The organism is Roseateles sp. (assembly GCF_019237615.1).
GTDB lineage: Bacteria > Pseudomonadota > Gammaproteobacteria > Burkholderiales > Burkholderiaceae_C > Pelomonas.
This window is the reverse complement of the sequence record NZ_JAFAGT010000071.1, coordinates 1-24,392: the sequence shown is the minus strand read 5'-3', so window position 1 is coordinate 24,392 and position 24,392 is coordinate 1. Positions and strand designations below refer to the sequence as shown.

The 24,392-nt window shown below is 70.3% G+C and carries 25 protein-coding genes; 12 read left to right on the top strand and 13 right to left on the bottom strand.

All coding sequences use genetic code 11. The annotated features are described in order from the left end of the window. Nucleotides 1-43: 43 nt before the first annotated feature. Both JOY88_RS14580 and JOY88_RS14575 read left to right on the top strand, forming a co-directional pair. On the top strand, nt 44-1,243 hold the full coding sequence (locus JOY88_RS14580; RefSeq protein WP_293503355.1) for an efflux RND transporter periplasmic adaptor subunit: 1,200 nt from the start codon (nt 44-46) through the stop codon (nt 1,241-1,243). Further along, nucleotides 1,240-4,341: an efflux RND transporter permease subunit gene (locus JOY88_RS14575; RefSeq protein ID WP_293503354.1), complete on the top strand. Its 3,102-nt coding sequence runs from the start codon at nt 1,240-1,242 to the stop codon at nt 4,339-4,341. Before JOY88_RS14580 ends, JOY88_RS14575 begins: the two co-directional genes overlap by 4 nt. Here the strand turns inward: JOY88_RS14575 and JOY88_RS14570 are convergent, their stop codons facing one another. From JOY88_RS14570 to JOY88_RS14555, 4 genes are read right to left on the bottom strand one after another with little or no spacing between them, the layout of a single operon-like run. Next, nucleotides 4,342-4,815 (bottom strand): low molecular weight protein-tyrosine-phosphatase, encoded by a 474-nt coding sequence (locus JOY88_RS14570; RefSeq protein WP_293503353.1) that lies wholly within the window; start codon nt 4,813-4,815, stop codon nt 4,342-4,344. 5 nt (nt 4,816-4,820) lie between these two features. Further along, nucleotides 4,821-5,510, bottom strand: coding sequence for a ribulose-phosphate 3-epimerase (gene rpe / locus JOY88_RS14565; RefSeq protein WP_293503352.1), 690 nt, complete (start codon nt 5,508-5,510; stop codon nt 4,821-4,823). Nucleotides 5,511-5,519: 9 nt separating this feature from the next. Then, complete coding sequence (locus JOY88_RS14560) at nt 5,520-6,134, bottom strand: DNA-3-methyladenine glycosylase I (RefSeq protein WP_293503351.1); 615 nt, start codon at nt 6,132-6,134, stop codon at nt 5,520-5,522. Further along, nucleotides 6,131-6,877, bottom strand: a complete 747-nt coding sequence (locus tag JOY88_RS14555; protein WP_293503350.1) for a substrate-binding periplasmic protein — start codon at nt 6,875-6,877, stop codon at nt 6,131-6,133. Before JOY88_RS14555 ends, JOY88_RS14560 begins: the two co-directional genes overlap by 4 nt. Nucleotides 6,878-6,939: 62 nt before the next feature. Here JOY88_RS14555 and apaG point away from each other — a divergent pair, with 62 nt between their 5' ends. The 3 genes from apaG to mltA all read left to right on the top strand — a co-directional run bounded on the left by apaG (nt 6,940) and on the right by mltA (nt 10,630). Next, complete coding sequence (apaG, locus tag JOY88_RS14550; RefSeq protein ID WP_293503349.1) at nt 6,940-7,314, top strand: Co2+/Mg2+ efflux facilitator ApaG/CorD; 375 nt, start codon at nt 6,940-6,942, stop codon at nt 7,312-7,314. A 13-nt stretch (nt 7,315-7,327) separates the two neighbouring features. Further along, nucleotides 7,328-9,286 carry a transporter-like protein TlpB gene (gene tlpB / locus JOY88_RS14545; protein WP_293503348.1) on the top strand — a complete coding sequence of 653 codons (1,959 nt, stop codon included), beginning with the start codon at nt 7,328-7,330 and terminating at the stop codon, nt 9,284-9,286. 258 nt (nt 9,287-9,544) lie between these two features. After that, a complete protein-coding gene (mltA, locus tag JOY88_RS14540) occupies nt 9,545-10,630 on the top strand; it encodes a murein transglycosylase A (RefSeq protein ID WP_293503347.1) in 1,086 nt (361 codons plus the stop codon). Here the strand turns inward: mltA and JOY88_RS14535 are convergent. Next, nucleotides 10,614-10,895, bottom strand: a complete 282-nt coding sequence (locus tag JOY88_RS14535) for a DUF427 domain-containing protein (RefSeq protein ID WP_293503346.1) — start codon at nt 10,893-10,895, stop codon at nt 10,614-10,616. The two genes, mltA and JOY88_RS14535, sit on opposite strands and share 17 nt — an antisense overlap. A gap of 25 nt (nt 10,896-10,920) precedes the next feature. Between JOY88_RS14535 and JOY88_RS14530 the strand changes: the two genes are divergently transcribed. From JOY88_RS14530 to JOY88_RS14510, 5 genes are all read left to right on the top strand, one after another. Then, a complete protein-coding gene (locus JOY88_RS14530) occupies nt 10,921-11,172 on the top strand; it encodes a hypothetical protein (RefSeq protein WP_293503345.1) in 252 nt (83 codons plus the stop codon). After that, nucleotides 11,169-11,579, top strand: a complete 411-nt coding sequence (locus JOY88_RS14525; RefSeq protein ID WP_293503344.1) for a c-type cytochrome — start codon at nt 11,169-11,171, stop codon at nt 11,577-11,579. Before JOY88_RS14530 ends, JOY88_RS14525 begins: the two co-directional genes overlap by 4 nt. A gap of 243 nt (nt 11,580-11,822) precedes the next feature. Continuing rightward, complete coding sequence (locus JOY88_RS14520) at nt 11,823-12,284, top strand: HIT family protein (protein ID WP_293503343.1); 462 nt, start codon at nt 11,823-11,825, stop codon at nt 12,282-12,284. 18 nt (nt 12,285-12,302) lie between these two features. Further along, on the top strand, nt 12,303-12,950 hold the full coding sequence (locus tag JOY88_RS14515) for a glutathione S-transferase family protein (RefSeq protein WP_293503342.1): 648 nt from the start codon (nt 12,303-12,305) through the stop codon (nt 12,948-12,950). Nucleotides 12,951-12,965: 15 nt separating this feature from the next. After that, complete coding sequence (locus JOY88_RS14510) at nt 12,966-13,187, top strand: DUF7661 family protein (RefSeq protein ID WP_293503341.1); 222 nt, start codon at nt 12,966-12,968, stop codon at nt 13,185-13,187. 56 nt (nt 13,188-13,243) lie between these two features. On the opposite strand, the gene JOY88_RS14505 is transcribed toward JOY88_RS14510, so the two are convergent. The 4 genes from JOY88_RS14505 to JOY88_RS14490 form a co-directional block, all read right to left on the bottom strand. Further along, nucleotides 13,244-14,944, bottom strand: coding sequence for an NAD(P)/FAD-dependent oxidoreductase (locus tag JOY88_RS14505; protein WP_293503340.1), 1,701 nt, complete (start codon nt 14,942-14,944; stop codon nt 13,244-13,246). 87 nt (nt 14,945-15,031) lie between these two features. Continuing rightward, nucleotides 15,032-15,196: a hypothetical protein gene (locus tag JOY88_RS14500; protein WP_293503339.1), complete on the bottom strand. Its 165-nt coding sequence runs from the start codon at nt 15,194-15,196 to the stop codon at nt 15,032-15,034. Nucleotides 15,197-15,253: 57 nt separating this feature from the next. Then, nucleotides 15,254-17,362 (bottom strand): putative bifunctional diguanylate cyclase/phosphodiesterase, encoded by a 2,109-nt coding sequence (locus JOY88_RS14495; RefSeq protein ID WP_293503338.1) that lies wholly within the window; start codon nt 17,360-17,362, stop codon nt 15,254-15,256. Between the two features lie 31 nt (nt 17,363-17,393). Then, complete coding sequence (locus tag JOY88_RS14490; protein ID WP_293503337.1) at nt 17,394-17,762, bottom strand: methylglyoxal synthase; 369 nt, start codon at nt 17,760-17,762, stop codon at nt 17,394-17,396. 191 nt (nt 17,763-17,953) lie between these two features. Between JOY88_RS14490 and JOY88_RS14485 the strand changes: the two genes are divergently transcribed. Beyond that, complete coding sequence (locus JOY88_RS14485; RefSeq protein WP_293503336.1) at nt 17,954-18,757, top strand: isocitrate lyase/PEP mutase family protein; 804 nt, start codon at nt 17,954-17,956, stop codon at nt 18,755-18,757. Here JOY88_RS14485 and JOY88_RS14480 read toward each other — a convergent pair. Genes JOY88_RS14480 through JOY88_RS14465 form a run of 4 tightly spaced genes read right to left on the bottom strand, consistent with a single transcriptional unit; the run spans nt 18,748 to nt 21,587 of the window. Next, nucleotides 18,748-19,386: a hypothetical protein gene (locus tag JOY88_RS14480; protein WP_293503335.1), complete on the bottom strand. Its 639-nt coding sequence runs from the start codon at nt 19,384-19,386 to the stop codon at nt 18,748-18,750. The two genes, JOY88_RS14485 and JOY88_RS14480, sit on opposite strands and share 10 nt — an antisense overlap. A gap of 10 nt (nt 19,387-19,396) precedes the next feature. Continuing rightward, a complete protein-coding gene (locus JOY88_RS14475; RefSeq protein ID WP_293503403.1) occupies nt 19,397-20,284 on the bottom strand; it encodes an EamA family transporter in 888 nt (295 codons plus the stop codon). 53 nt (nt 20,285-20,337) lie between these two features. Further along, nucleotides 20,338-21,075 carry a metallophosphoesterase family protein gene (locus JOY88_RS14470; protein WP_293503334.1) on the bottom strand — a complete coding sequence of 246 codons (738 nt, stop codon included), beginning with the start codon at nt 21,073-21,075 and terminating at the stop codon, nt 20,338-20,340. Nucleotides 21,076-21,089: 14 nt separating this feature from the next. Beyond that, entirely contained in the window at nt 21,090-21,587 is a 498-nt protein-coding gene (locus JOY88_RS14465; RefSeq protein WP_293503333.1) for an Lrp/AsnC family transcriptional regulator, read from the bottom strand. Nucleotides 21,588-21,806: 219 nt separating this feature from the next. Here JOY88_RS14465 and JOY88_RS14460 point away from each other — a divergent pair. After that, a partial coding sequence (locus JOY88_RS14460) for an indolepyruvate ferredoxin oxidoreductase family protein (RefSeq protein ID WP_293503332.1) occupies nt 21,807-24,392 on the top strand: 2,586 nt, incomplete at its 3' end.

The window sequence follows — 24,392 nt, the reverse complement described above, 5'->3', positions numbered from 1 at the left end:
GTTTTTTCGGTCAATCCCTATTACTTTTGGCACGCCCAGCCTCATGCGCTCGACCCCTCAACTGATGATCTTCTGTGGCCTGGCCATCTTGGCCCTGAGCGGCTGCGGACGCAAGGCAGATGCAGAAGGCATGGCGCCGCCGCGCGGCGCCTCGGCCACGGCTGCCGCAGCGAGCGCGCCGCCCCAGAACGTCGGTGTCGTCAAGGTCAGGCAGGCCGACGTGCCCATCATCGTGGAGGCCAGTGGCACCGTGACGGCGCTGCAGAGCGTGGACCTGCGCGCGCAGACGACCAGCACCGTGGCCCAGGTGCTCGTCAAGGACGGCCAGCATGTGCGCAAGGGCGAGCTGCTGTTCCGCTTCGACGACCGCGCCGACCGTGCCGCGCTGGAGAAAGCGCGCGCCCAGCTCGCCCGCGACCGCGCGGCCCAGGCCGACCTGGAGCGCCAGCTCAACCGCGCCAAGGAGCTGAAGGCGCAGAACTTCATCGCCCAGAACGCCGTCGATACGGCGCAGGCCAACTTCGACGCCGGCCAGGCGCTGATGCGCAGCGACGAGGCTGCCGTGCAGGCTGCCCAGGTCACCGTCGGCTACAACGAGTTGCGCGCGCCCATCAGCGGCCGCGCCGGCATCGTCAGCGTCTACCCGGGCAGCCTGGTGCAGGCCAACGCGACGGCGCTGCCGCTGGTCAACATCGCGCAGCTGGATCCCATCGCCATCAGCTTCACGGTGCCCGAGACGCAACTGGGCTCGCTGCTGAGCGCCACGCGCGCCGGCGAGCTGGACGTGGAGGCCTTGCCGCCGCCCGGTGCGCCGCGCGGTACGGCGTCCATCAAGGGCCGCGTCTCGGCGGTGGACAACCTCGTCGACGCCACCACCGGCACCATCAAGGTCAAGGCCGAGTTCGACAACAAGGCCCATGCGCTGTGGCCGGGCCAGTACCTGCGCGTGCGCGTCACGCTGCGCACGCTCAAGGGCGTGACGGTGGTGCCGCAGGCCGCCATCATCATGCGCGGCAATGAACGCTCGGTCTACGTCGTCGGCCCGGACGACACGGCCAAGCTCGTGCCCGTGCAGCTGCGCCAGGCCATGGGCGAGCAGGCCGTCGTCGAGGGCCTGGACGCGACGGCCCAGGTCGTCATGGAGGGCAAGCAGAACCTGCGCCCGGGAACACCGCTGCGCATCCAGCCCAGCGGCGGCGCGGCGCCGGCAGCTTCCGCAGCAGCTTCGGGCGCAGGCAAATGAGGCTCACGGAGGTCTTCATCCGGCGGCCGGTCATGACCGTGCTGCTGAACCTGTCGCTGGTCATCGCCGGCCTGGCGGCCTGGAGCAAGATCCCGGTCGCGGCGCTGCCGTCCTACAACACGCCCATCATCAACGTCGGTGCCTCGCTGCCCGGCGCGTCGCCCGAGACCATGGCGTCTTCGGTGGCGCTGCCGCTGGAGAAGCAGTTCGCGACCATCGCGGGCCTGCAGACCATCTCGTCGGTCAACACGCTGGGCAGCACCTCGCTGACGCTGGAGTTCGACCCCTCGCGCAACATCGATGCCGCGGCGGTGGACGTGCAAGCGGCGCTGTTCCGCTCCCTGCGCGCGCTGCCGGCGGAGATGACCTCGCCGCCCAGCTACCGCAAGGTCAACCCGGCCGACGCGCCGGTGCTGCTGGTGGCGCTGACCTCGCCGTCCATCGACCTGACCGAGCTGAACGACTATGCGGAGAACCTGCTGTCGCCGGGCCTGTCCACCATCGACGGCGTGGCCCAGGTGTCCATATACGGCCAGAAGCGCTATGCGGTGCGCATCAAGGTCAGCACCGACCTGCTGAACCAGCGCAACATCACGCTGGACGAGCTGCAGGGGGCGGTGAGGGCGGCCAACGCCAACACGCCGGTGGGCGTGCTGGACGGCGCGCGCCAGACGCTGACCATCCAGGCCAACCGCCAGCTGCGCGATGCCACCGAGTTCGGCCGCATCGTCGTCGCCTCGCGCAACGGCGCTCCGGTGCTGCTGCGCGACGTGGCCGAGGTGCAGGACAGCGTCGAGACCAGCAAGACCTACTCCACCTACCAGGGCGAGCGCTCCATCGTGCTGGCCATCCAGCGCCAGCCTGACGCCAACACCGTGCAGGTGGTAGACAAGGTCAAGGCCTTGCTGCCGCGCTTCGCGGCGCAGATGCCGGCGTCCATCAAGATGGACACGTTGAGCGACCGCTCGGTATCCATCCGCGAGTCGCTGCACGACGTCTACCTGACTCTGGCGCTGACGGTGGGCCTGGTGGTGCTGGTCATCTTCATCTTCCTGCGCCGTGCGGTGGCGACGCTGATCCCGACGGCCTCGCTGCCGATCTCGCTGATCGGCGCGCTGACGCTTCTGTTCGCGCTGGGCTACTCGCTGGACAACATCTCGCTGCTGGGCATCACGCTGGCCGTGGGCCTGGTGGTGGACGACGCCATCGTCATGCTGGAGAACATCGTCCGCCATGTCGAGGACGGCATGAAGCCCTTCGACGCGGCGGTGCGCGGCGCGCGCGAGATGGCGTTCACCATCCTGTCGATCTCGGTGTCGTTGGTGGCGGTGCTCATCCCCATCTTCTTCATGCCGGGCGTCATCGGCCTGTTGTTCCACGAGTTCGCCGTCGTCGTGGGCCTGTCCATCCTGGTGTCGGCCGTCGTGTCGCTGACGCTGGTCCCCATGCTGTGCAGCCGCCTGCTGAAGGCGGGCGAGCACCATGAGGACGGGCCGCTGGGCCGGCTCTTCGAGCGCGGCTTCTCGGCCACGTTGAATGCCTACACGCGCACGCTGGACCTGGCGCTGCGCCATCGCGCCTGGGTGCTGGGCGTGGCCCTGCTGAGCTTCGTCGCGACGGTGTGGTTCTACGCCACCATCCCCAAGGGCTTCTTCCCTGAGGAGGACATCGGCCAGATCCAGGCCGGCACCGAGTCTGCCGAGGACACCTCCTTCGCCGCCATGACGCTGCTGCAGGAGCGCGTCGCGTCCATCGTGCGCAACGACCCCAACGTAGCGGCGCTGAGCTCGGCCGTCGGCGGCGGGCCCTCCGGGACCGCCACCAACACCGGCCGCATGTTCATCAACCTGAAGGCCCGCGGCGAGCGTGAGCCCATGCCCAAGGTGCTCGAGGGCCTGCGCAAGAAGCTGCGCGCCGTGCCCGGCATCCAGGTCTATCTGCGCCCGGTGCAGAACCTGCAGCTGGGCGGTCGCCAGAGCAAGAGCCGCTACCAGTACACGCTGCAGTCGGTGTCGGCCGGCGAGCTCAACAGCTGGGCCACCAAGCTGCAGGAGAAGCTGCGCGGCGACAACCGTTTCCGCGACGTCACCAGCGACTCGCAAATGCGCGGCCTGCAGGCCAGCCTCGTCATCGACCGCGAGCGCGCGGCCATCCTGGGCGTGCAGATGCAGGACCTGCGCAACGCGCTCTACGGCGCCTTCGGCGAGCGCCAGGTGTCCAGCATCTATGCGGAGAGCAACACCTACCAGGTCATCATGGAGGCGGGCGACGACGACCGCAGCAGCGAGACGGCCTTCGACAAGATCTACCTGCGCGGCAAGAACGGCGCCCAGGTGCCGCTGGCAGCCTTCGCCACCGTGCAGCGCACGCTGGGCCCGACGGCCGTCAACCACCAGGGCCAGCTGCAGGCCATCACGATCAGCTTCAACCTCGCGCCGAACGTGCCGCTGGGTGACGCGACCCAGCAGATCGCGGCCTTCACGCAGGAGATCAAGCTGCCGCCCAGCGTCATCACCAGCTATGGCGGCGACGCGGCGGTGTTCCAGGATTCGCAGGGCGGCCAGCTGCTGTTGATCGGCCTTGCGGTCGCCGTCATCTACGTGCTGCTGGGCCTGCTCTACGAGAGCTACATCCACCCCATCACCATCCTGGCCGGCCTGCCGTCGGCGGCCGTGGGCGCGCTGATCACGCTGCAGCTCTTCGGCATGGAGCTGACCATCATCGCCACCATCGGCATCGTCATGCTGATCGGCATCGTGAAGAAGAACGCGATCATGATGATCGACTTCGCGCTGGATGTGCAGCGCAGCCAGGGCCTGGCGCCGGCCGAGGCCATACGCCAGGCCTGCATCCTGCGCTTCAGGCCCATCATGATGACGACCCTGGCCGCGCTGATGGGCGCGCTGCCCATCGCGCTGGGCCTGGGTGCCGGGGCCGAGCTGCGCCAGCCCCTGGGCCTGGCCGTGGTGGGCGGGCTGATCCTGTCGCAGGCCGTGACGCTCTACATCACGCCGGTCATCTACCTGGCGCTGGACCGCTTCAGTGGCGAGGGGCCCGATACCCGCGCGGTGGCCGAGTTCGCCAGCAAGGCCGCCTGATCAGCTGAACCTCAGGCGGCCTTCGCGGGCCGCCATCTGCAGGCCGCCGGCGGCGCGCTCGATCATGCCGATCACGGCGTCGAAGCCCGCGACGGGGCCGAAGTAGGGGTCGGGGATGTCCTGGCCGGCCATCTCCGGCACGAAGTCGGTCAGCAACTGCAGGCGGGCCTGAAGCTCGGGCGCGGCCTTGCTGCGCAGCCAGGCGAGGTGCTCGGCCTCCATCGCCAGCACGAGGTCGTACCTGTCCAGCTGCTCCGGCTCGACGCGGTGCGAGCGCCAGCGGCGCGCCAGGCCGTAGTCATGCCGGGCCAGCGCGGCCGCGGCGCGGGCGTCCACCGGGCCGCCGTGCGGGTCGGCATGCACGCCGGCCGACGCGATGGTCTTGAACACCTCACCCAGACGCGCCTTGAAGATGGCCTCGGCCATCGGCGAGCGGCAGATGTTGGCCGTGCAGACGAGCAGGACGGCCGCCATCTGGTTCAGGCTTTGGCCAGCTCGGCGCGCATCGCGTCGATGACGGCCTTGTAGTCGGGCCTGCCGAAGATGGCCGAGCCGGCGACGAAGGTATCGGCGCCTGCGGCGGCGATCTCGCGGATGTTGTCCACCTTCACGCCGCCGTCGATCTCCAGGCGGATGTCGCGACCGCTCCTGGCGATGATCTCGCGCGCCTGCTTGAGCTTCCTCAGCGCGCTGGGGATGAAGCTCTGGCCGCCGAAGCCGGGGTTGACGCTCATCAGGAGCACCATGTCCACCTTGTCGATGACCCACTCCAGCACGTCCAGCGAAGTGGCCGGGTTGAAGACCAGGCCAGCCTGCTTGCCCTCTGCCTTGATGAGCTGCAGCGTGCGGTCCACGTGGGCGCTGGCCTCGGGGTGGAAGGTCACCATGTCGGCGCCTGCGCGGCAGAAGGCCTGTGCCAGGCTGTCGACGGGCTGCACCATCAGGTGCACGTCGATGACGGCCGGCGTGCCGTCAGGCTTGACCGCGTGCTGGCGCAGCGCCTCGCAGACCATGGGCCCGAAGGTCAGGTTGGGCACGTAATGGTTGTCCATCACGTCGAAGTGGATCCAGTCGGCGCCGGCGGCCAGCACGTTGCGGACCTCCTCGCCCAGGCGGGCGAAATCGGCGGACAACAGGCTGGGGGCGATGCGGTATTGAGGGGCGGCCATGGCCGGATTCTAGGTTCCAGGCCGCTTGAAGCCGTCGCGCGCCTGCTCGGCCAGGGCCCAGTGGTGGCAGCCGGGCTGGTGGTCGTTGATGAGGCCCATGGCCTGGATCAGCGCGTGCATGGTCGTCGGGCCGACGAACTTCCAGCCGCGTTTCTTCAGGTCCTTGGACAGGGCCTCGGAGGCCGGCGACTGCGACAGGTTGTGGGCCACCGAGTTCTGCGCCGGCTCGAAGCGCCACAGGTAGGCGGCCAGCGAGCCCTCCGTGGCCGCCAGCTCCACGCAGCGCCCGGCGTTGTGGATGGCCGCCGTTATCTTGCCGCGGTGACGCACGATGCCCGTGTCGGCCAGCAGCCGGTTCACGTCCTTCTCGTCGAACTTCGCCACCCGGTGGTAGTCGAAGCCGGCGAAGGCCGCGCGGAAGGCCTCGCGCTTGTTCAGGATGGTGCGCCACGACAGCCCGCTCTGGAAGCCCTCCAGGCACAGCTTCTCGAACAACCGGAAGTCGTCGGCCACGGGCCGGCCCCATTCCTCGTCGTGGTAGCGCAGGTAGGCGTCGTCGCCGGGCGCGGCGGCGCACCAGGCGCAGCGCGGCCGGCCATCAGGCGGCAGGTAGAGCGGCTTCATCGGTATTTCTCGGCCAGTTGGCGCAGCGCGCCATCGCGCTCCAGCCGGCGCAGCGCCTGTGCGAGACGCTCCTCCTGGCCGGCCGGCAGGTCGGCGCGAACGGTGAGGTACTGGGCTTCCTCCTGGAACACGGTGCGGCCTATCTTCAGCTTGTCGCCCATCTTGCTCTCGGCGATGTGGCGCTGCAGGTTGATGTCCTGGCCGTAGACGGCGTCGGCGCGGCCCAGCGCCAGCATCTGCAGCGCCTCGCGCTCGGAGCCGACTTCGGTGAAGACCACGTCGGCCGCCGCGAGCCGGCGCGTCAGCGCGGAGCCGCGCGAGATCAGCACCGGCTTGCGCTGGCTCAGGGCCGCCAGCTCGGCCAGGCTGGCCAGCGGGCGTGGATCGTCCGCGCGCTGCGTGACGACGTGGCGTATCGTGTAGAGCGGCACCGGCACGTAGTGCCACTGCTTCTCGCGCTCCGGCGTCCTCAGCAGGCAGAAGAAGGCGTCCACGAGGCCATCGGCCAGCAGCCGCTCGACGCGCCGCAGCGGCACCTGCTGCTCCAGCCCCGTGAAATGCAGCCCCGGGTCGGTGCGCTCGACGGCGCGCAGGACCTCCAGGCACAGCCCCGGCCTGGCACTGCCGCCGTCCGGGTCGTACTTGACCGTGGCGCCGCTCTGCTGGACTGTGCGCAGGGACAGCTCCTGCGCCGGCGCCGGAAGGCAAAGCAGCGCGCTCAGCAGAAACGGCCAGCGCAGCACTTAGGATCACGCATCCTGACGAACATGCGGCGAGCATAGCGTTCGGCACCGACAATCACCTGATGGCGAACCCCCGTTTCAGTTGCAGCGTCGCCGTCCAGGCACTGCCCGAGCAGACCCATCTCGAGCAAGGCCTGTACGCCTTCAGCTACACGATCACCATAGAGAACAGCGGCGACGTGCTGTCCCAGCTCATCGGCCGGCATTGGGAGATCACCGATGCGCGCGGCCAGGTGCAGGTCGTCGAGGGCCTGGCCGTCGTCGGCCACCAGCCGGTGCTGGCGCCGGGCCAGAGCTTCCAGTACAGCTCCTGGGCCCAGATCGGCACGCCCCAGGGCACGATGCGGGGGCGCTTCCTGTGCGTGACCGAGGGCTGCGAGGTCTTCTACGCCGACGTTGCCGAGTTCCTGCTCGCCGACAGCGCCTCGCTGCATTAATCCCGATCCGCCTTTGACCTGGGACCTCACCGCCCTCCTGAACGCGGCCGACCCGCAGGCGGAGCTTGCCGAGCGCAATCTCTGGCTGGTGCGCCTGCTGGAATGGCTGCGGCATGCGCCGCGCGAGGACGCCTCCGGCACGCCGCTGCCGCTGGTGCGCCTCAAGCACCTGCTCAACGTGCTGGAGCGCCACCCAGAGCATGCCTGGGCGTTTGCCAACGTCATCGGAGGGGTCTGGAACGACGTCGACGCGGTCTCGCTGTTCGCCGAGGTGGGCTTCGCGCCGCGCATGGCGCTGTGGCACGAGTTCCTGGGCCGCCTGCGCCGCCGCCTGCTGCCCGCCACGACCGATACGCGAGACCTCGCGGCGCTGTTCGAGCTGCTCTTCGGCAGCGAGGACGACGAGGACTGGATCGCCGCCATCGACGACGAGCTGCTGGCCCGGCTGAGCCTGCTGTTCGCCGCGACGCCCGACGACGGCTGGCGCGTCGAGGCGCGTGCGGCCATCACGGTCCTCGTCAGCAGCGTGCACGCGGCCGGCCTGTCCGGGCCGCTGCGCGTGCGCATGGACGAGGCACTGGTGCAGGACAAGCCATTCCACCAGCTGCCCACGGCCTGGGAGGCGGTGGAGCGCGTGTTGTCAGGCCACGATGCGACGGCGCTCGCGCAGGCCACGCAGTACCTGCACGCGCTGCTGGACCGCTGCCGCGCCGCCGCGCTGACGGTGCCCGAGCACCTCGAAGTCCATGGCGTGTCGGTGGACCTGATGTTCTCGGTCGAGCAGCTCACCGCGCGGCTGGACCGCATCGAGGCGCTGCTGGCCTGCCTGCTGTCCCACGAACCGCAGCGCGAGCTGCTGCGCCTGGTGGCCGGCCTGGTGCGCGTGGTGCACGAGCGGCGCAGCCTGCGCACGCTGTTCGCGCGCCACTACTCGCTGCTGGCGCGCAAGGTGGCCGAGCGCAGCGCCGAGACCGGCGAGCACTACATCACCCGCAGCCGCGACGAGTACCGTGACATGCTCGGGCGCGCGGCAGGCGGCGGCGCCGTGCTGGCGGGCACCACCTTCCTGAAGTTCGGCATCGGGCTGCTGGGCTTCACGGCCTTCTGGGGCGGCTTCTGGGCCGGCGTGAACTACGCCGCCTGCTTTGTCCTCATTCACCTGCTGCACTGGACGGTGGCGACCAAGCAGCCGGCGATGACGGCCCCGGCCATGGCCGACAAGCTGCTGCACATCGAGCGCGACGAGGTGCTGGAGGGCTTCGTCGACGAGGTCAGTCACCTGGTGCGCTCGCAGGTGGCCGGCATCATCGGCAACCTCAGCGTCGTCGCGCCGCTGGTGCTGGCCGTGCAGGGGCTGTGCTGGGCGGCCTTCGGCGCGCCGCTGGTGGGCGTGCAGGACGCGCAGTACGTGCTGCATTCGCTGAGCCTGTTCGGCCCTTCGCTGCTGTTCGCCGCCTTCACCGGCACGCTGCTGTTCGCCTCCAGCCTCATCGCCGGCTGGGTGGAGAACTGGTTCGTCTTCCACCGCCTGGACAGCGCCATCGCCTGGAACCCCCGCATCGTCGCCGCCCTGGGCCACACCCGCGCCAAGGCCTGGTCGCGCTGGCTGCGGGCCAACATCTCGGGCCTGACGGCCAACATCAGCCTGGGGCTGATGCTCGGCCTGGTGCCGGCGCTCGGCGGCTTCTTCGGCCTGCCCGTCGAGGTGCGCCACGTGACGCTCTCCACCGGCCAGCTCGCCGCCGCGGTGGGAGCTCTGGGCGCCGGTGTCATGGGCACCTGGGCTTTCTGGTCATGTGTGCTGTGCATCGCCGGCATCGGCATGCTCAACGTCGGCGTCAGTTTCCTGTGCGCCTTCAGGGTGGCCATGCGCTCGCGCGGCATCCGCCTGGCCGACCGCATGCGCGTCTACGCGGCCATCCGCGGGAGGCTGCGGCGCGAACCGTTGAGCTTCCTGGTCCCGCCGAAATGAGGCCCCACGTCCAAGGAGTCCGTTGGCCGGTCCCCCGGGGGAACGGCGATGCTTGCGGCATCGAGCCGCAGGCCCATCGCCTGCGCGGGCCGGCCAGGGAGCGGCCCGGAGCTCGGCCCGCGTGAAGATCAGTGATCGTCGCGGCGCTCGCCCTTCTTGCGGCCGGCGAACATGGTCCACCAGATGATGAAGACGAAGATCAGCAGCGCGCCGAAGGCTTCGAGGGCGAGTAGCAGCATGGGATGGTGGGCGCGTGGGGTGTTGGCCGCGATTCTAGGAAGCCTGGCCGCCTGCTCGTCGCCGCCGCGTCAGCCGCCCGCGCCGCGGGATGCGCCGGCGGCCGCGCCGGCACCGCCGCGGGCCGCCGCGCCGCGGTGGGTCGCCGCCGACTGGAAGGACCTGCCTGGCTGGGGCGACGACGACCTGCTCGCCGCCTGGCCGGCTCTGCTCGCCGGCTGCCAACGTCCGGCGCCGGGCTGGGCCGAGTTCTGCGCCCGCGCCGCGCTGCAGGCGCCCGCCGACGCGCTGGAGGCCAGCCTGCTGCTGATGAAGCACCTGCGTCCCTGGCGACTGCAGATGGATGGCGGCGAGGCCAGCGGCCTGCTGACCGGCTACTTCGAGCCGCAGCTCGCTGCCAGCCGCCTGCGCCAGGGTGCTTTCCAGTGGCCGCTGCACACGCTGCCCGCCGACCCCGCGCTGCGCCGCACGCCGCGCCGCGACATCGACACCAACCCGCGCTTCACCGCGCTGGAGCTGGCCTATGTGGACGACCCTTTCGCGCTGCTGCAGCTGCAGATCCAGGGTTCGGGCCGCCTCGTCACGCGCGATGCAGGCGGCGCCGAGCGCGTCAGCCGCGTCGCCTACGCGGGCCACAACGACCAGCCCTTCCAGTCCGTCGCGCGCTGGCTGCTGGACCGTGGCGAGGTGGCCGACGCGACACCGCGCACCCTGAGCGACTGGGCGCGCCGCAACCCGGCCAAGGTGCGCGAGGCGCTGGCCGTGAATCCGCGCGTCGTCTACTTCCGCGAGGAGGCGCTGGCCGATACGGCCCAGGGCCCGCGCGGTGCGCAGGGCGTGCCGCTGACGCCGGGGCGCTCGGTCGCCATAGACCGTGCCTACATCGCGCTGGGCTCGCCGCTGTGGCTGGACAGCACCGAGCCCTGGTCCACCACGCCGCTGCGCCGCCTCGTGCTCGCGCAGGACACCGGCAGCGCCATCCAGGGCGCCGTGCGCGCCGACCTGTTCTGGGGCTGGGGCGACGACGCGGCGCTACGGGCCAGCCGCACCAAGCAGCCGCTGCGGCTGTGGGTGCTGTGGCCCGAAGGACTCAGTCCGAAACCTTGACGCCCTTCCAGAACGCGTAGCGGCCCTTTATGTTCTCGGCCGCCGGCAGCGGGTCGGGGTAGTACCAGACGGCGTCGGTGTTCAGCTCGCCGTTGACCAGCAGGCTCAGGTACTTGGCCTCACCCTTCCACGCGCAGCGGCTGACGTGGTTGCTGAAGGTCGTGTACTGGGTGTTCAGCGACTCGGCGGGGAAGTAATGGTTGCCCTCGACGAGCACCGTGTCGTCGCTTTCGGCCAGGGTCACGCCGTTCCAGACTGCCTTCATTGCTCTCTCCTTGAAAATGGACCGGATGAAACGCTACCACTCTCACCTCGGCCGCGACATCGTCGTCACCGGCGGCAGCGCGCGCGAGCTGGCGCCGGGCCAGTTCGGCGTGCTCGCCGTCGACGGCGGTGCGGGCGGCTGGTCGGTCGTGCACAAGGGTCCGGACGGCGAGGTCGTCGAGCTGAACAACGAGATGCACTTCGAGCTGCCGGAGGACGCGCTGGCGTTCGCCAAGGAGCTGATTGCGATGCTGGCGCCGGGGGACGCCGACGCATGAGGCCGCGGGCGCTGCTGCCGTTGGTGCTGGCCGGCCTTGCAGGCGGCGTGCAGGGCCAGCCGGGGGGCGGCAACGCCGCGGCGGGCCGCAGCGTCTACGCGGCCTGCATCCACTGCCACCAGATCGGCCCCGTCGCACGCAACGCCTTCGGCCCACCGCTCAACGGCATCGTCGGCCGCCGCGCCGGCCGCATGCCCGGCTACGCCTACTCCAGCGCGCTGAAGGCCGCCGACATCGTCTGGACCGAGGAGCGCCTGGCCGCCTTCATCCGCGACCCCAGCGGCGTGGTGCCCGGCACCAAGATGCGCTTTTGGGGCGTGGGCCTGAACGAGCGCAAGTTGGCGGACCTGATGGCCTATCTGCGCACCGTGCCCGCTGATGGGAGCGCGCAAACCCACGTCCCATGAGGCGAGTGCTGCTGTGGTCCGCTGTCCTGCTGAAGGTGCGGTGCCCACGGTGGACAAGGCGTGTCGCGCGGCCCTGGCTCAAGCGTGGCGACATCGGACGGTGCCTGCGAAGATGCGGTCCGTTATGCCGACGGCGTGACCATGGTCGCCGTGAAAGCCACGGCCGCGCTCGATGGCCGGCTCACCATGCCGCACGGTGACAGGAAGGGGCGGCACTCTTGTTGAATTGCCGAAGGGACGTCAATGCCTTTGATTGCAGACCGTGTGCTGCTGGCGCGGGCCGGTGCGAATCCTTGGGTGATCGCGCGGCTGTCGTCCGGCTGGGCGGTCATGGGTGACGTGCAGTTCCTGCCGGGCTACTGCTTGCTGCTGGCAGATCCGGTCGTGCCCAGCCTCAACGACCTCGATGCAGACGCACGTGCCCGCTACCTGCAGGACATGGCGCACGTTGGCGACGCGCTGCTTCAGGCGACGGATTGCTATCGCGTGAACTATGAAATCCTTGGCAACTCCGAGCCCGAGCTGCATGCGCACGTCTTTCCGCGCTACCTTTCTGAAGCTCAGGAAGCCCGACGCCGGCCGGCATGGTTCTACGACTGGGCATCGGCGCCCCGGTATGCAGAGGCGGAGCATGGCGAGCTGCGCCTGGCCATGCGTCAGCTGTTGCAGCCGTGGACGGTTGATGATCGCCCGCGACAGGGGTGAGGCGATGACGAGCGGAACATGAGCCCCGATCTCGTCCCCCTCACGCTCTATGGGGCCGGGGCTTCCGGCTCCGTGGCCGTCGAGGCCGCGCTGACGCTGCTGGGCCTGCCCTACCACCTCGTCGAGGGCGCCACCTGGGCCGAGGCCGCCGCGCGTGAGCGCGTCGCGCCCAGCAATCCCATGCGCCAGATCCCGACGCTGGTGCTGCCCGACGGCGAGGTCATGACCGAGAGCGCGGCCATCCTGATCTACATGGCCGACCTGCATCCCGAGTCACGCCTGGCGCCCGCGGTCGACGACCCGCTGCGCCGCCCCTTCCTGCGCTGGATGCTCTACGTGTCGTCGGCGATCTATGCGCTGCACTGGATCAAGCCGGACGTGAAGCGCATCGGGGCACCCGACAGCGCGCGTGATGCGGTGGTGGACGCCGTGCACGAACGCATCGCGTTCTGCTGGGCGCAGATGGATGCACAGCTGACGCCAGGGCGATGGCTGCTGGGCGACGAGCTGACGGTGCTGGACCTCTACGTCGCCGTCATCTCGCGCTTCGGGCCGTGGCGGGAGCGGTTCTACGCAGCCGCGCCGCGCATGGCTGAGGTGATGCGACGCATCGATGCGGAGCCACGGCTTGTCGCGCTGTGGCGCGAACGCTTCCCCGAAGACTGAGCGCTCGTCACCCCCATGACTGCCCAACGCTTCAACGTCTTCGGACGCCTCTTCGACATCGAGCGCCGCGGCGAGCAGTGGGCGGTGCTGGCGGTGGGCATCGACGGCAAGCGGGCGCCGGCCGGGTTCGTCATCCCGGCGTTCGTGGCGGACGAGGAACTGGAGCAGTTCCTGTTCGACCTTTTCCACGAGCAGGCGGCCTACAAGAAGGGCGGGATCCTCAGGGTGCGGCGATAGACCCGCGCGGGTCAGACTCGCCCGAGGACGCATGAGCTGCGCCGGGGCGCGGCCATTCAGACCTGCCCACCCGCCTTCGCTCCCTTGCCCTGCAGCACCGGCGCCTCCGACAGGCCCAGCAGGTCCGCTGCCAGCGCCTCGGCCACCTCGATGCCGTCCACGCCTGCGCTCATGATGCCGCCGGCATAGCCCGCGCCTTCCCCGGCCGGGAACAGCCCGCGCACGTTGAGGCTCTGGTAGTCCCGGCCGCGGTTGATGCGCAGCGGCGAGGACGTGCGCGTCTCCACGCCGGTCAGCACCGCGTCCGGGCGGTCGAAGCCGCGGATCTGGCGGGCGAAGGCGGGCAGGGCCTCGCGGATGGCCTCCAGGCAGTAGGTCGGCAGCGAGCCGCTGCCCTTGGCCTGCAGATTGGTCAGCGTGACGCCCGGCTTGTAGCTGGGCTCGATGTCGCCGAACTGCTTGCTCACCTGGCGCTTGATGAAGTCGCCCACCAGCGAGCCAGGCGCCAGGTAGCCGCCGCCGCCCAGTTCGTAGGCGCGGCTTTCCCAGATGCGCTGGAAGGCCATGCCGTCCAGCGGGTTCACGGGGCTGCCGTCGCGCTTGCCATCCTGGCGGTAGTCCTCGGGCGTCAGGCCCACGACGATGCCGGCGTTGGCGTTGCGTTCGTTGCGCGAGTACTGGCTCATGCCGTTGGTGACGACGCGCTCGGGCTCGCTGGTTGCAGCGACCACCGTGCCGCCGGGGCACATGCAGAAGCTGTAGACCGAGCGGCCATTCTTCGCGTGGTGCACCAGCTTGTAGTCGGCCGCGCCGAGGATCTCGTTGCCGGCATTCGGGCCGAAGCGGGCCGCGTCGATGAGGCTCTGCGGATGCTCGATCCGGTAGCCGATGGAGAAGGGTTTGGCCTCCATCTGCACGCCGCGGGCGTGCAGCATCTGGAAGGTGTCGCGGGCGCTGTGGCCCAGCGCGATGACGACGTGGGTCGTGCCGATCTGCTCGCCCGATTCGAGCTGTACGCCGCGCACGGCACCGTCCTCGATGACCAGGTCGGTCATCTTCTGCTGGAAGCGGATCTCGCCGCCCAGCGCCTCGATGTCGGCCCGCATCTTGATGATCATGCTGACCAGGCGGAAGGTGCCGATGTGGGGCTTGCTCACAAAGAGGATCTCTTCCGGCGCACCGGCCTTGACGAACTCCTGGAGAACCTTGCGCGTCAGGTGGCGCGGGTCGGAGATCTGGCTGTAGAGCTTGCCGTCGGAGAAGGTGCCGGCGCCGCCTTCGCCGAACTGCACGTTGCTCTCGGGGTGCAGCCTCTGCTCGCGCCACAGGCCCCAGGTGTCCTGTGTCCGTTCGCGCACGGCCTTGCCGCGTTCCAGCACGATGGGGCGCAGGCCCATCTGCGCCAGGATCAGCGCGGCGAACAGGCCGCAGGGGCCGAAGCCGACGACGACGGGGCGCGGGCCGGCGTACTCGCCCACCTGCGCGAGGAAGTGGTAGCCGGTGTCGGGCGTGGGACGGATCTGGTGGTCGCCGGCGAAGCGCGCCAGCACGGCGGCTTCGTCGACGCCAGCGGCCAGCGTGCAGTCCAGCGTGTAGACGAGCTGGATGTCCGAGCGCTTGCGCGCGTCGTAGCCGCGGCGGAAGACGTGGATGCTGGCCAGCTCGGCGTCGGCCAGCTTGAGCCGCGCCAGCGCGGCGGGACGCAGCGCGTCCTCGGCGTGATTGAGCGGCAGGCGGAGTTCGTTGATGCGGATCATGGGGTCTGGTCAGTTTCTAGCCGACAAAAACAAACAGGCCCCGCGGGGCCTGTGTGCGTTGAACCTTCAGGCGTTCAGCCCGAAAGATCAGCCCGAGTGCGGACGCTTGCCCGGGTTCTTCTTGGAACGGGTGTGCGAACCGCGCTCCAGGCTGCGCAGCTGGCCCTTGCCGGCCGTGAAGGTCACGCCCTTGGGAGCGTCGGGACGGGGGGTGGCGCGGCGGTCCGCTTCGGTGACGATCTTGTTGCCCATGTTGGCTCCAGTGAAACTTAGCCCACAGCAGGGGCAAAACGACGAAAGGCGTGGATTTTAGCGTGCCTGAGCCGTCCATTGCTCGAACTCCGGCAGCGCCATGGGCCGGGCCAGCAGAAAGCCCTGGAGCAGGTCGCAGCCGCAGGCGGTGACGCAGGCCAGCTCGGCGTCGTTCTCCACGCCCTCCACCGTCACCGTCAGGCCCAGGCCATGGCCCACGCCGACGATGGATTTCAGCAGGGCCTGGCGGCGCGGGTCGCGGTCGACATCCTGCACGAAGCTGCGGTCGATCTTGAGCTCGTCCACCGGCAGATGCTGCAGATAGGCCAGCGACGACTGGCCGGTGCCGAAGTCGTCGATGGCCAGCTTCACGCCCCAGCTCTTGAGCGCGTGCAGCACGGCGATGGAGTCGGTGCCGCTGGCCATCAGGCCGGTCTCGGTGACCTCCAGCTGCAGCTGGCTGGGTTCGACGCGGTATTCGGCCAGCAGCGCGGCCACGCGGGCGGGCAGGGTCTGGTCCTGGATGTCCAGCGTCGAGATGTTGACGGCGATGGACAGCGGCTCGCGGCCCTCGGCCGCCCAGGCGGCCAATGTGCGCACGGCGCGGGTCAGCATCCAGTCTGTGATCTGGCGGATGCGGCCGCTGCGCTCGGCGAAGGGGATGAAGTCGGCCGGCGGCAGCCAGCCGCGCTGCGGGTGCTGCCAACGCACCAGCGCCTCGGCGCCGGTGACGCGGCCGGTGCGCAGGTCGCGCTTGGGCTGCAGGAACTGGCGCAGCTGGTCCTGCTGGATGGCGGTGGCCAGGTCGGACAGCAGGCTCAGGTGCAGCGCGCGCGCGGCCTCGGCGCCGGGGTTGAAGACGGCCACCGCCTGGCGCAGCCGCTTGGCCTCGAACATCGCCTGCTCGGCGCGGCGCAACAAGGCCTCGGTGTCGGCGGCATGCTCGGGCCAATGGGCCAGGCCCAGCGACACCGACAGGTCCAGCGACTGGCCCTGCCAGGAGAGCTTGTGCTCGACCTCCTCTCGCAGCTGGGTGGCGAGCGCGATGCCGTGATCCAGGCGCAGCACCGGTGCCAGCGCCGCGAAGGTGCCGCCGGCCAGGCGGCCATAGGCGGCGGCGCCCTCGAACAGCACGCGCAGCTTGGCCGCCGCGCCGCGCAGCAGCGCATCGCCGGCGTCGAAGCCCAGCACGCCGTTGACGGCCTTGAGCCGGTCCACGTCAATGCAGATCAGCACGGCCAGGCGTTCGTCCGGGGGCAGGCCGGCCAGCAGGCGGTCGCCGTCGGCGATGAAGCGGGCGCGCTGGGGCAGGCCGGTCAGCAGGTCCACGTCGGCCAGGCGACGCAGTTCGGCCTCGCGCTCGCCGACGGCTGCGGCCATGGTGTTCATCGCGCCGGCCATGCGGCCCAGCTCGTCGGCCGAGTCCACCTTGATGCGGTGGCCGTACTGGCCCTGGGCGATGCGCTCGGCGCCGTCCTCGGCGCGCTTGAGCGGCTTGACGATGGAGCGCGTGACGCCCACGGCCAGCCCGGCGCCGGCCGCCAGCGCGGCGATGCACAGCCCCAGCACCCCGGTGCGGTCGGCGTCGATGCGGTCGCGCAGCGCGCGGGCCTGGGCCGTGCCGGCGCGCTCCTCGCTGGACGCCAGTTGGTGGATGGCGCCGACGAAGAGCGACAGCGCCGCTTCGACGTCGGCGCCCAGCCGGGAACGCGCGGTGTGGAAGTCGTCGTGCTCGATGTGCCGGCGCACGTCGGCGTAGCTGGTGCGGTAGTCGGCCAGGCGCTGGCGCAGCTCGGCCAGGCGCTCGCTGCGCGGTCCAGGCGGCAGCACCAGGGCCAGGCGCTGCATGGCGTCGTCGAGCCGGTCGTTGGCCGAGGAGATCTCGGGGGAGGCGGCCAGGCGCAGCTCGGCGTCGGGACTCATCAGCACCAGCAGCTTGCGCGCGACCGCCTCGGCGTTGCGGCTGATCTCGTTGACCGAGTCGCGGATGACGGCCTGGTCGTCGACGACGTGGTTCAGCGCGTCCGACAGCGCGCCGAGCCGGTGCGCCGACAGGGCCGCCAGCGCCAGCAGCAGCAACAGCAGCAGGCCGAAGGCCAGGCCCAGGCGGGTGCGGATGCGCAGCCGCCGCGACAGGCCGCGCACGGGTGCCTTCAGCGCGTTCATCGGCCGCAGGGCTCCCGGCGCGGTGCCAGGTTCACCCTGCGCTCCACTGCGTCAGGAGCAGCCGCGCCGTGGCCACGTTGGTGGCGCATGGCACGTCATGCACGTCGCAGGCGCGCACCAGCGCGTTGATGTCGGGTTCGTGCGGCTGGGGGGTCATGGGGTCGCGCAGGAAGATGACGCCATCCAGGTCGCCTGCGGCCAGCCGCGCGCCGATCTGCAGGTCACCCCCCATCGGGCCGCTGAGCATGCGTTCTATGCTCAGGCCATGGGTCGCACTCAGCCGGGTGCCCGTCGTGCCGGTGGCCATCAGCTGGCAGCGACTCAGCAGCGGCAGGAAGTCGGCGGCCAGGGCGATGATGGCGTCCTTCTTGCCATCATGGGCGATCAAAGCGAGTTTCATGGGCGGCGGGGCGGTCGGGTGCACGAGGGATTGACGTTACACGCAAGCCGCCACCGCGAACGGGCAAGACTTGGCACATTGACACTCTGCTCACAGTTGTTGCCCGGATGTCGCCATCTTGCCGCTGCTGCCAGGGTTTGGCAGTGGCCACGGGCAGCATCACGGACCCGCTTGCCAACTTCCGAGAAACCATGAACTTTCGCCAGCTCCACCAGGGCCCCGCGCTCCTGAAGGTCGCCAACGTCTGGGACGCCGGCAGCGCCGTGCTGGTGCAGGCGCTGGGCGTGCCGGCGCTGGCGACGACCAGCGCCGGCCTCGCCTGGGCGCTGGGCCATGCCGACGGCAACCATCTGCCCATCGCCGAGCATGCGGCGGCGATCCGGCGCATCGTCCGCGTCGCCCGTGTACCCCTGAGCGTCGACAGCGAGGCCGGCTACAGCGACGACCCGGCCACGGTGGCCGACAACGTCATGCGCCTGGCCGAGGCCGGCGCCGTGGGCATCAACCTGGAGGACGGCGCGGGCGCGCCGGCCCTGCTGTGCCGCAAGATCGAAGCGATCAGGGCCGCGACGGCCCGCGCGGGCATCGACCTCTTCGTCAATGCGCGCTGCGACGTCTACCTGAAGAACCTCGCGCCGGGCCGTTCGGCCGACGAGGTGCTGCGGCGGGCGCGCGCCTACGCGGCGGCCGGCGCCGACGGGTTGTTCGCGGCCGGCGCGACGGCCGTGGCCGACATCCAGGCGCTGGTGGCAGGCCAGCCGCTGCCGCTGAACCTGCTGGCGCGGCCGGCGTTGCCGGGCCCGGACGAGCTGCAGCGACTGGGCGTGCGCCGCCTCAGCGCGGGCAGCGCCATCGCCGAGGCGGCCTGGGGCCGGGCGCAGCGGGCTGCGGCGGGCTTCCTGGCCCAGGGCGGCGGTGCCGATCTGTACGACGACGCGACGCCGTATCCGCAGGTCAACGGCGCATTCGCCGCAGCGAACACCGCTCAGGGCTGAAGCGAGACCCGCAGCTGCAGCTCGCGCTCCGGCTGGCCGGCCGCGTCGCGGCTGCTGACGGTGCCGCGGGCAGCCGGTGACGCGCCGCCGCCGCTGCGCGCGACGGGCTGCCAGCGCTGCAGCGGCAAGTCCAGCGTGGACTGGAAGGCCTCGTCGCCGGTGTCCACGTCGAACGCCACGCGCACCGGCGCGCGGCCGCCGGGCCAGCTTGGCGTGACGGTGAAGGACTGCGCCGTGCGGCGCTCCCCCTGGCGCGGGCTGGCGTAGAGGCGGCGCGGCGCGCTGGCCGGGCCGGCCGAGGGGTCGAGCTCGACGACGGCGTCCACCCATTGCAGCGGCTCGCGCGCCGCCAGCCTCAGGCTGGCGCGCTGGCCGTTCAGCACCAGCAGGCGCTGGACCACCGCGGGCGCGGCCGTGGCGGTGGACGTGACCACAGCGGGCCCGCGCGGCGACACCGCGCCGGCCGTGCCGACGACGACGGCGCCGTCGCGCACGCCGGCCAGGGCGGCGCCCGCGACGTTGCTGTCCACCCAGCGCAGCTCGACAACCAGGGTCACGGCCGGTGGCGCCGCGGCGGCGGACAGCGGCAGCAGCGTGAGCAATGTGTGCAGGAGGGCGCGGCGCTTCATGCGTTGCAGCTTAGTGGCGGGCGGCCCCGGGCCGCAGCTGCAAAAGCCGGGGTCCGAACAGGTTGATCGCCAGACCAGCCAGCACCAGCGCAGCGGCGACAAGCTTCCAGGCTGGCAGCGGCTCGCCCAGCAGCAGGCTGGCCGAGCCCATGCCGAACACCGGCACCAGCAGAGCCATGGGCACGATGCGCCCGGCCGCGTGGCGGGCCAGCAGCCAGCTCCAGACGCCATAGCCGAACAGCGTGTTGCCCACCGACTGCCACAGCACGGCGGCCCAGGTGCCGAAGTCGGCCGCGGCCACGCCGGCGGCCATCTGCTGCGGCCCGTCGATCAGCAGCGCCAGCACGAGCAGCGGCGGCACCGCGAAGGCGCTGCTCCAGACGACGTAGGCCAGCATGTCGATGCGGCCGGCACGCTGCGTCAGCAGGTTGGCGCAGGCCCAGGCGAAGGCGGCGGCCAGCACCATGGCCACGCCCAGGGCGGTGGTCGCGCCGTCGGTGTGCGCGGCGATGACGGCCACGCCGGCGGCCGCCAGCACCAGGCCCAGCCACTGCGCGCCCAGCACCCTCTCCCGACGGATGCGCACAGCCAGCAGCAGCGTGAAGAAGACCTGGGTCTGCACGACCAGCGAGGCCAGGCCAGGCGAGATCTGGCTGCGCATCGCCAGGTACAGCAGGCCGAACTGGCCCACGCCGATGAGCACGCCGTAGCCGGCCAGGTTGCGCCAGTCCACGGCCGGCCGCCGCAGCAGGAAGCAGGCCGGCACCAGCGCGAAGCCGAAGCGCAGCACGGCCAGCGTCATGGGCGGCAGCGTGTGCAGCGCGTACTTGATGACGACGAAGTTGCTGCCCCAGATGGCCACGACGGCGAGGGCGAGCAGAAGGTGGCGCAGGGGCAGGGGGGCCATGCGGCCGACTATGCCAGCCGGGGGCGGGCCACGCCGTGGTGGGGTCAGCCCACGTAACCGGTCAGCAAGGCATGTGCCCAGTCGGGCCGGCCGTTGCGCTGCGCCAGCGCGGCCATCGCGCGGTGGTCGTAGGGCACGGCAAGCAGGCTGGCCTGCCAGTCGCCGGCGATGCGCTCGACGATGGCGTAGTGCGCGTCTGGCGTGCCGCACTCGAGGACGTAGCGCTCCGGCGCGTCGTCGACATAGGCCTGCAGGCCCACGCTGCCGGGGTTGAGCAGGAGCTGTCCGGCCGCCGTGCGCAGGCAGCGCGGCAGATGGCTGTGGCCGCAGGCGATCAAGGCGCTTGCCTGGCCGGACCGGCGCTCGGCGATCTCGGCGGCCGTGGCCAGGCCCAGAACGCCGGCGCGCGGGGTTTCGAGGAAATGCTCGCAATCGCTGCGCGGCGTGCCGTGGCACAGGAAGATGTCGGGCGCCCATTGCCACATGGGCCGCAGCCTGCGCAGCCAGTCCAGCTCGGCGCTGCCCAGCTGCGACAGCGCGTAGCCGTCTGAAGCGCCGCCCGTGCCGGGCTGCCATTCGAGGATCTGGCGTTCGTGGTTGCCGGCCAGCACGGGCCAGCCCGAGGCCATCAGGCATTGCGCCGTCTCGCGCGGCAGCAGCGGGCCGGACAGGTTGTCGCCCAGACACAGCACCTGGTCGACGCCGCGGCAGGCGATGTCGGCGACGACCGCCTCGAGTGCGGGCAGGTTGCCGTGGATGTCGGAGACCAGGGCGAGGCGCATGGGGGGGCTCCTTGTCAGCCGACGAGGTGGCCCAGCGGCAGCATGCCGCTGGCCTTGACCTCGCCGAGCGAGAAGCTGGTGTGGATGTCCTTGACGTTGGGCAGGTTGAGCAGCGTGTCGATGGAGAAGCGCGAGAAGGCGTCCAGGTCGGTCACCATGACCTGCAGCTCGAAGGTGCCGGTGCCCGAGATGTAGTGGCAGGCGATGACCTCGGGCAGGCGGCGGATGGCGTCCTCCAGTGGCTTGGTGGCGGCGCCGGCGCTGCGCTCGGCGTCCAGGCGCACGAAGGCCAGCACGCCCAGGCCCAGCTTGCGGCGGTCGATCTCGGCCCGGTAGCCGGTGATGTAGCCCCGGTCCTCCAGCCATTTGACGCGCCGCCATGTGGGCGCCGCCGACAGGCCGATGCGCTGTGCCAGCTCGGCGTTGGACAGGCGGGCGTCGGCCTGCAGCGCGGCGAGGATGGCGATGTGGTGGCGGTCCAGCGCGTCGGAGGAGGGGTCTTCGGAGCTCATGGTTTGCCCTGATTGGCGAAATGGCGATGCAAATTGAAATGAATTTCTCAAAATTAAGCAAGATGATTGCTGCAGGTTGTCATTCCGGGCGCAATTGAGAAAGCACTCCCCGCCCTCATTTCCCTACACTGCGCGGTCCGGCCATACTGGCCCATGGCCCGCGTGCCGGCTTCACAAGAGTCGTCCTCTCGGGCCACCATTCCCAGGAGCACCCATCCGATGAACGCCCCGCTGCCCGAGCATGTGCTGCGCGCCCTGCAGACCGTCACGCTGGACGACAAATACGCGCTGGACCATGGCCGCGCCTTCATGAGCGGCGTGCAGGCGCTGGTGCGGCTGCCCATGCTGCAGCGCACGCGCGACGCGCTGGCGGGGCTGAACACCGCCGGCTTCATCAGTGGCTACCGCGGCTCGCCGCTGGGCGGCTACGACCAGGCGCTGTGGGCGGCCAAGAAGCACCTGGCCAAGCAGAACATCGTGTTTCAGCCGGGCGTCAACGAGGAGCTGGGCGCGACGGCCGTCTGGGGCACGCAGCAACTGGACCTGTTCCCCGAGAAGGCCAAGTTCGACGGCGTGTTCGGCCTCTGGTACGGCAAGGGCCCGGGCGTGGACCGCTGCATCGACGTGTTCAAGCATGCCAACATGGCCGGCACGTCCAGGCATGGCGGCGTCATCGCCATCGCCGGCGACGACCACATCGCCAAGAGCTCCACGGCGGCGCACCAGAGCGACCATGTGTTCAAGGCGGTCGGCTTCCCGACCTTCTTCCCGAGCAGCGTGCAGGACATCCTCGACATGGGCCTGCATGCCTTCGCGATGAGCCGCTTCTCCGGCCTGTGGGCCGGCATGAAGACCATCCAGGAGATCGTCGAGTCGTCCGCCTCCGTCAGCGTGGACCCCGACCGCGTCAACATCATCCTGCCCGAGGACTTCGTCGTGCCCGACGGCGGCCTGCACATCCGCTGGCCCGATCCGCCGCTCGAGCAGGAAGCGCGGATGATGAACTTCAAGTGGTATGCCGCGCTGGCCTACATCCGCGCCAACCGCCTGAACTACAACGTGCTGGAAGGCCCCAACGACCGCTTCGGCATCATCACCAGCGGCAAGGCCTTCAACGATACGCGCCAGGCGCTGCACGACCTGGGCCTGGACGACGACACCTGCCGCCGCATCGGTATCCGGCTGCACAAGGTCAACGTCGTGTGGCCGCTGGAGGCGCAGGTGGCACGCGAGTTCGCCAAGGGCCTGCAGGAGATCCTGGTCGTCGAGGAGAAGCGCCAGATCATCGAGTACCAGGTCAAGGAAGAGCTCTACAACTGGCGTGCCGACGTGCGCCCCAACGTGCTCGGCAAGTTCGATGCCGGCGACGGCGAGGGCGGCGAGTGGAGCGTGCCCAACCCCAGCGACCACTGGCTGCTGCGCCCGCAGGCCGACCTGACGCCGGCCATCATTGCTCGCGCCATCGCCAAGCGGCTGAAGAAGCTGGGCGTGGACAGCGACATCGTCGCGCGCCTGGATGCCCGCCTGGCGGTCATCGACGCCAAGGAGGCGTCCCTCAAGGCCGAGGAGAAGACCGCCGGCGGCGCCGACCGCACGCCGTGGTTCTGTTCCGGCTGCCCGCACAACACCAGCACCCGCGTGCCCGAGGGCTCGCGCGCCGTCGGCGGCATCGGCTGCCACTACATGGTCACGTGGATGCCGGGCCGCAGCACGGCCACCTTCACGCAGATGGGCGGCGAGGGCGTGCCCTGGGTGGGCCAGGCACCGTTCACGGACGAGAAGCACATCTTCTCCAACCTGGGCGACGGCACCTACTTCCACAGCGGCAGCCTGGCCATCCGCCAGAGCATCGCCGCGGGCGTCAACATCACCTACAAGATCCTGTACAACGACGCCGTCGCGATGACCGGCGGCCAGCAGGTCGGCGAGCGCCCCGAGGGCCACACCGTCATCCAGATCATGAACAGCGTGATCTCGGAGGGCGTGAAGAAGCTGGTCATCGTCACCGACGAGCCGGACAAGTACGAGGGCGTGGCGCTGGCCCCCGGCGTCACCGTGCACCACCGCGACGAGCTGGACCGCATCCAGCGCGAGTTCCGCGAGATCCCCGGCACGACGGCCATCATCTACGACCAGACCTGCGCGACCGAGAAGCGCCGCCGCCGCAAGCGCGGCACAGCGGTCGATCCGGCCCGGCGCGTGGTCATCAACGAACTGGTCTGCGAAGGCTGCGGCGATTGCAGCGTGCAGAGCAACTGCCTGTCGGTCGAGCCGCTGGAGACCGAGTTCGGCCGCAAGCGCCAGATCAACCAGTCGTCCTGCAACAAGGACTTCTCCTGCGTCGAGGGTTTCTGCCCCAGCTTCGTGACCGTCAATGGCGGCAACACGCGGACGCGGTCGAAGAACGGCGCGGCCGCTGCGAAGTTCGACATCCCGCAGCCGGAGGTGCCCTCGGTTTCGCGCGAGCCGTTCAACATCGTGATCGGCGGCATCGGCGGCACGGGAGTGACCTCCATCGGCGCGATCCTCGGCACCGCCGCGCATATGGAAAAGAAGTCGGCGATGACGCTCGACATGATGGGCCTCGCGCAGAAGGGCGGCTCGGTCATGTCGTTCGTGCGCGTGGCGGCGGAGAAGGCGCGCATCAATGGACCGCGCGTGCCGCCCTCGCAGGCCGACCTGATGATGGGCTGCGACATGGTCGTGGCGGCAAAGCCCGATGCCATCGGCTACGTCGCCGAGGACCGCACGGTCTCGATCATCAACGACGGCCTCATTCCGACCGCGGCCTTCGTCACCGACAAC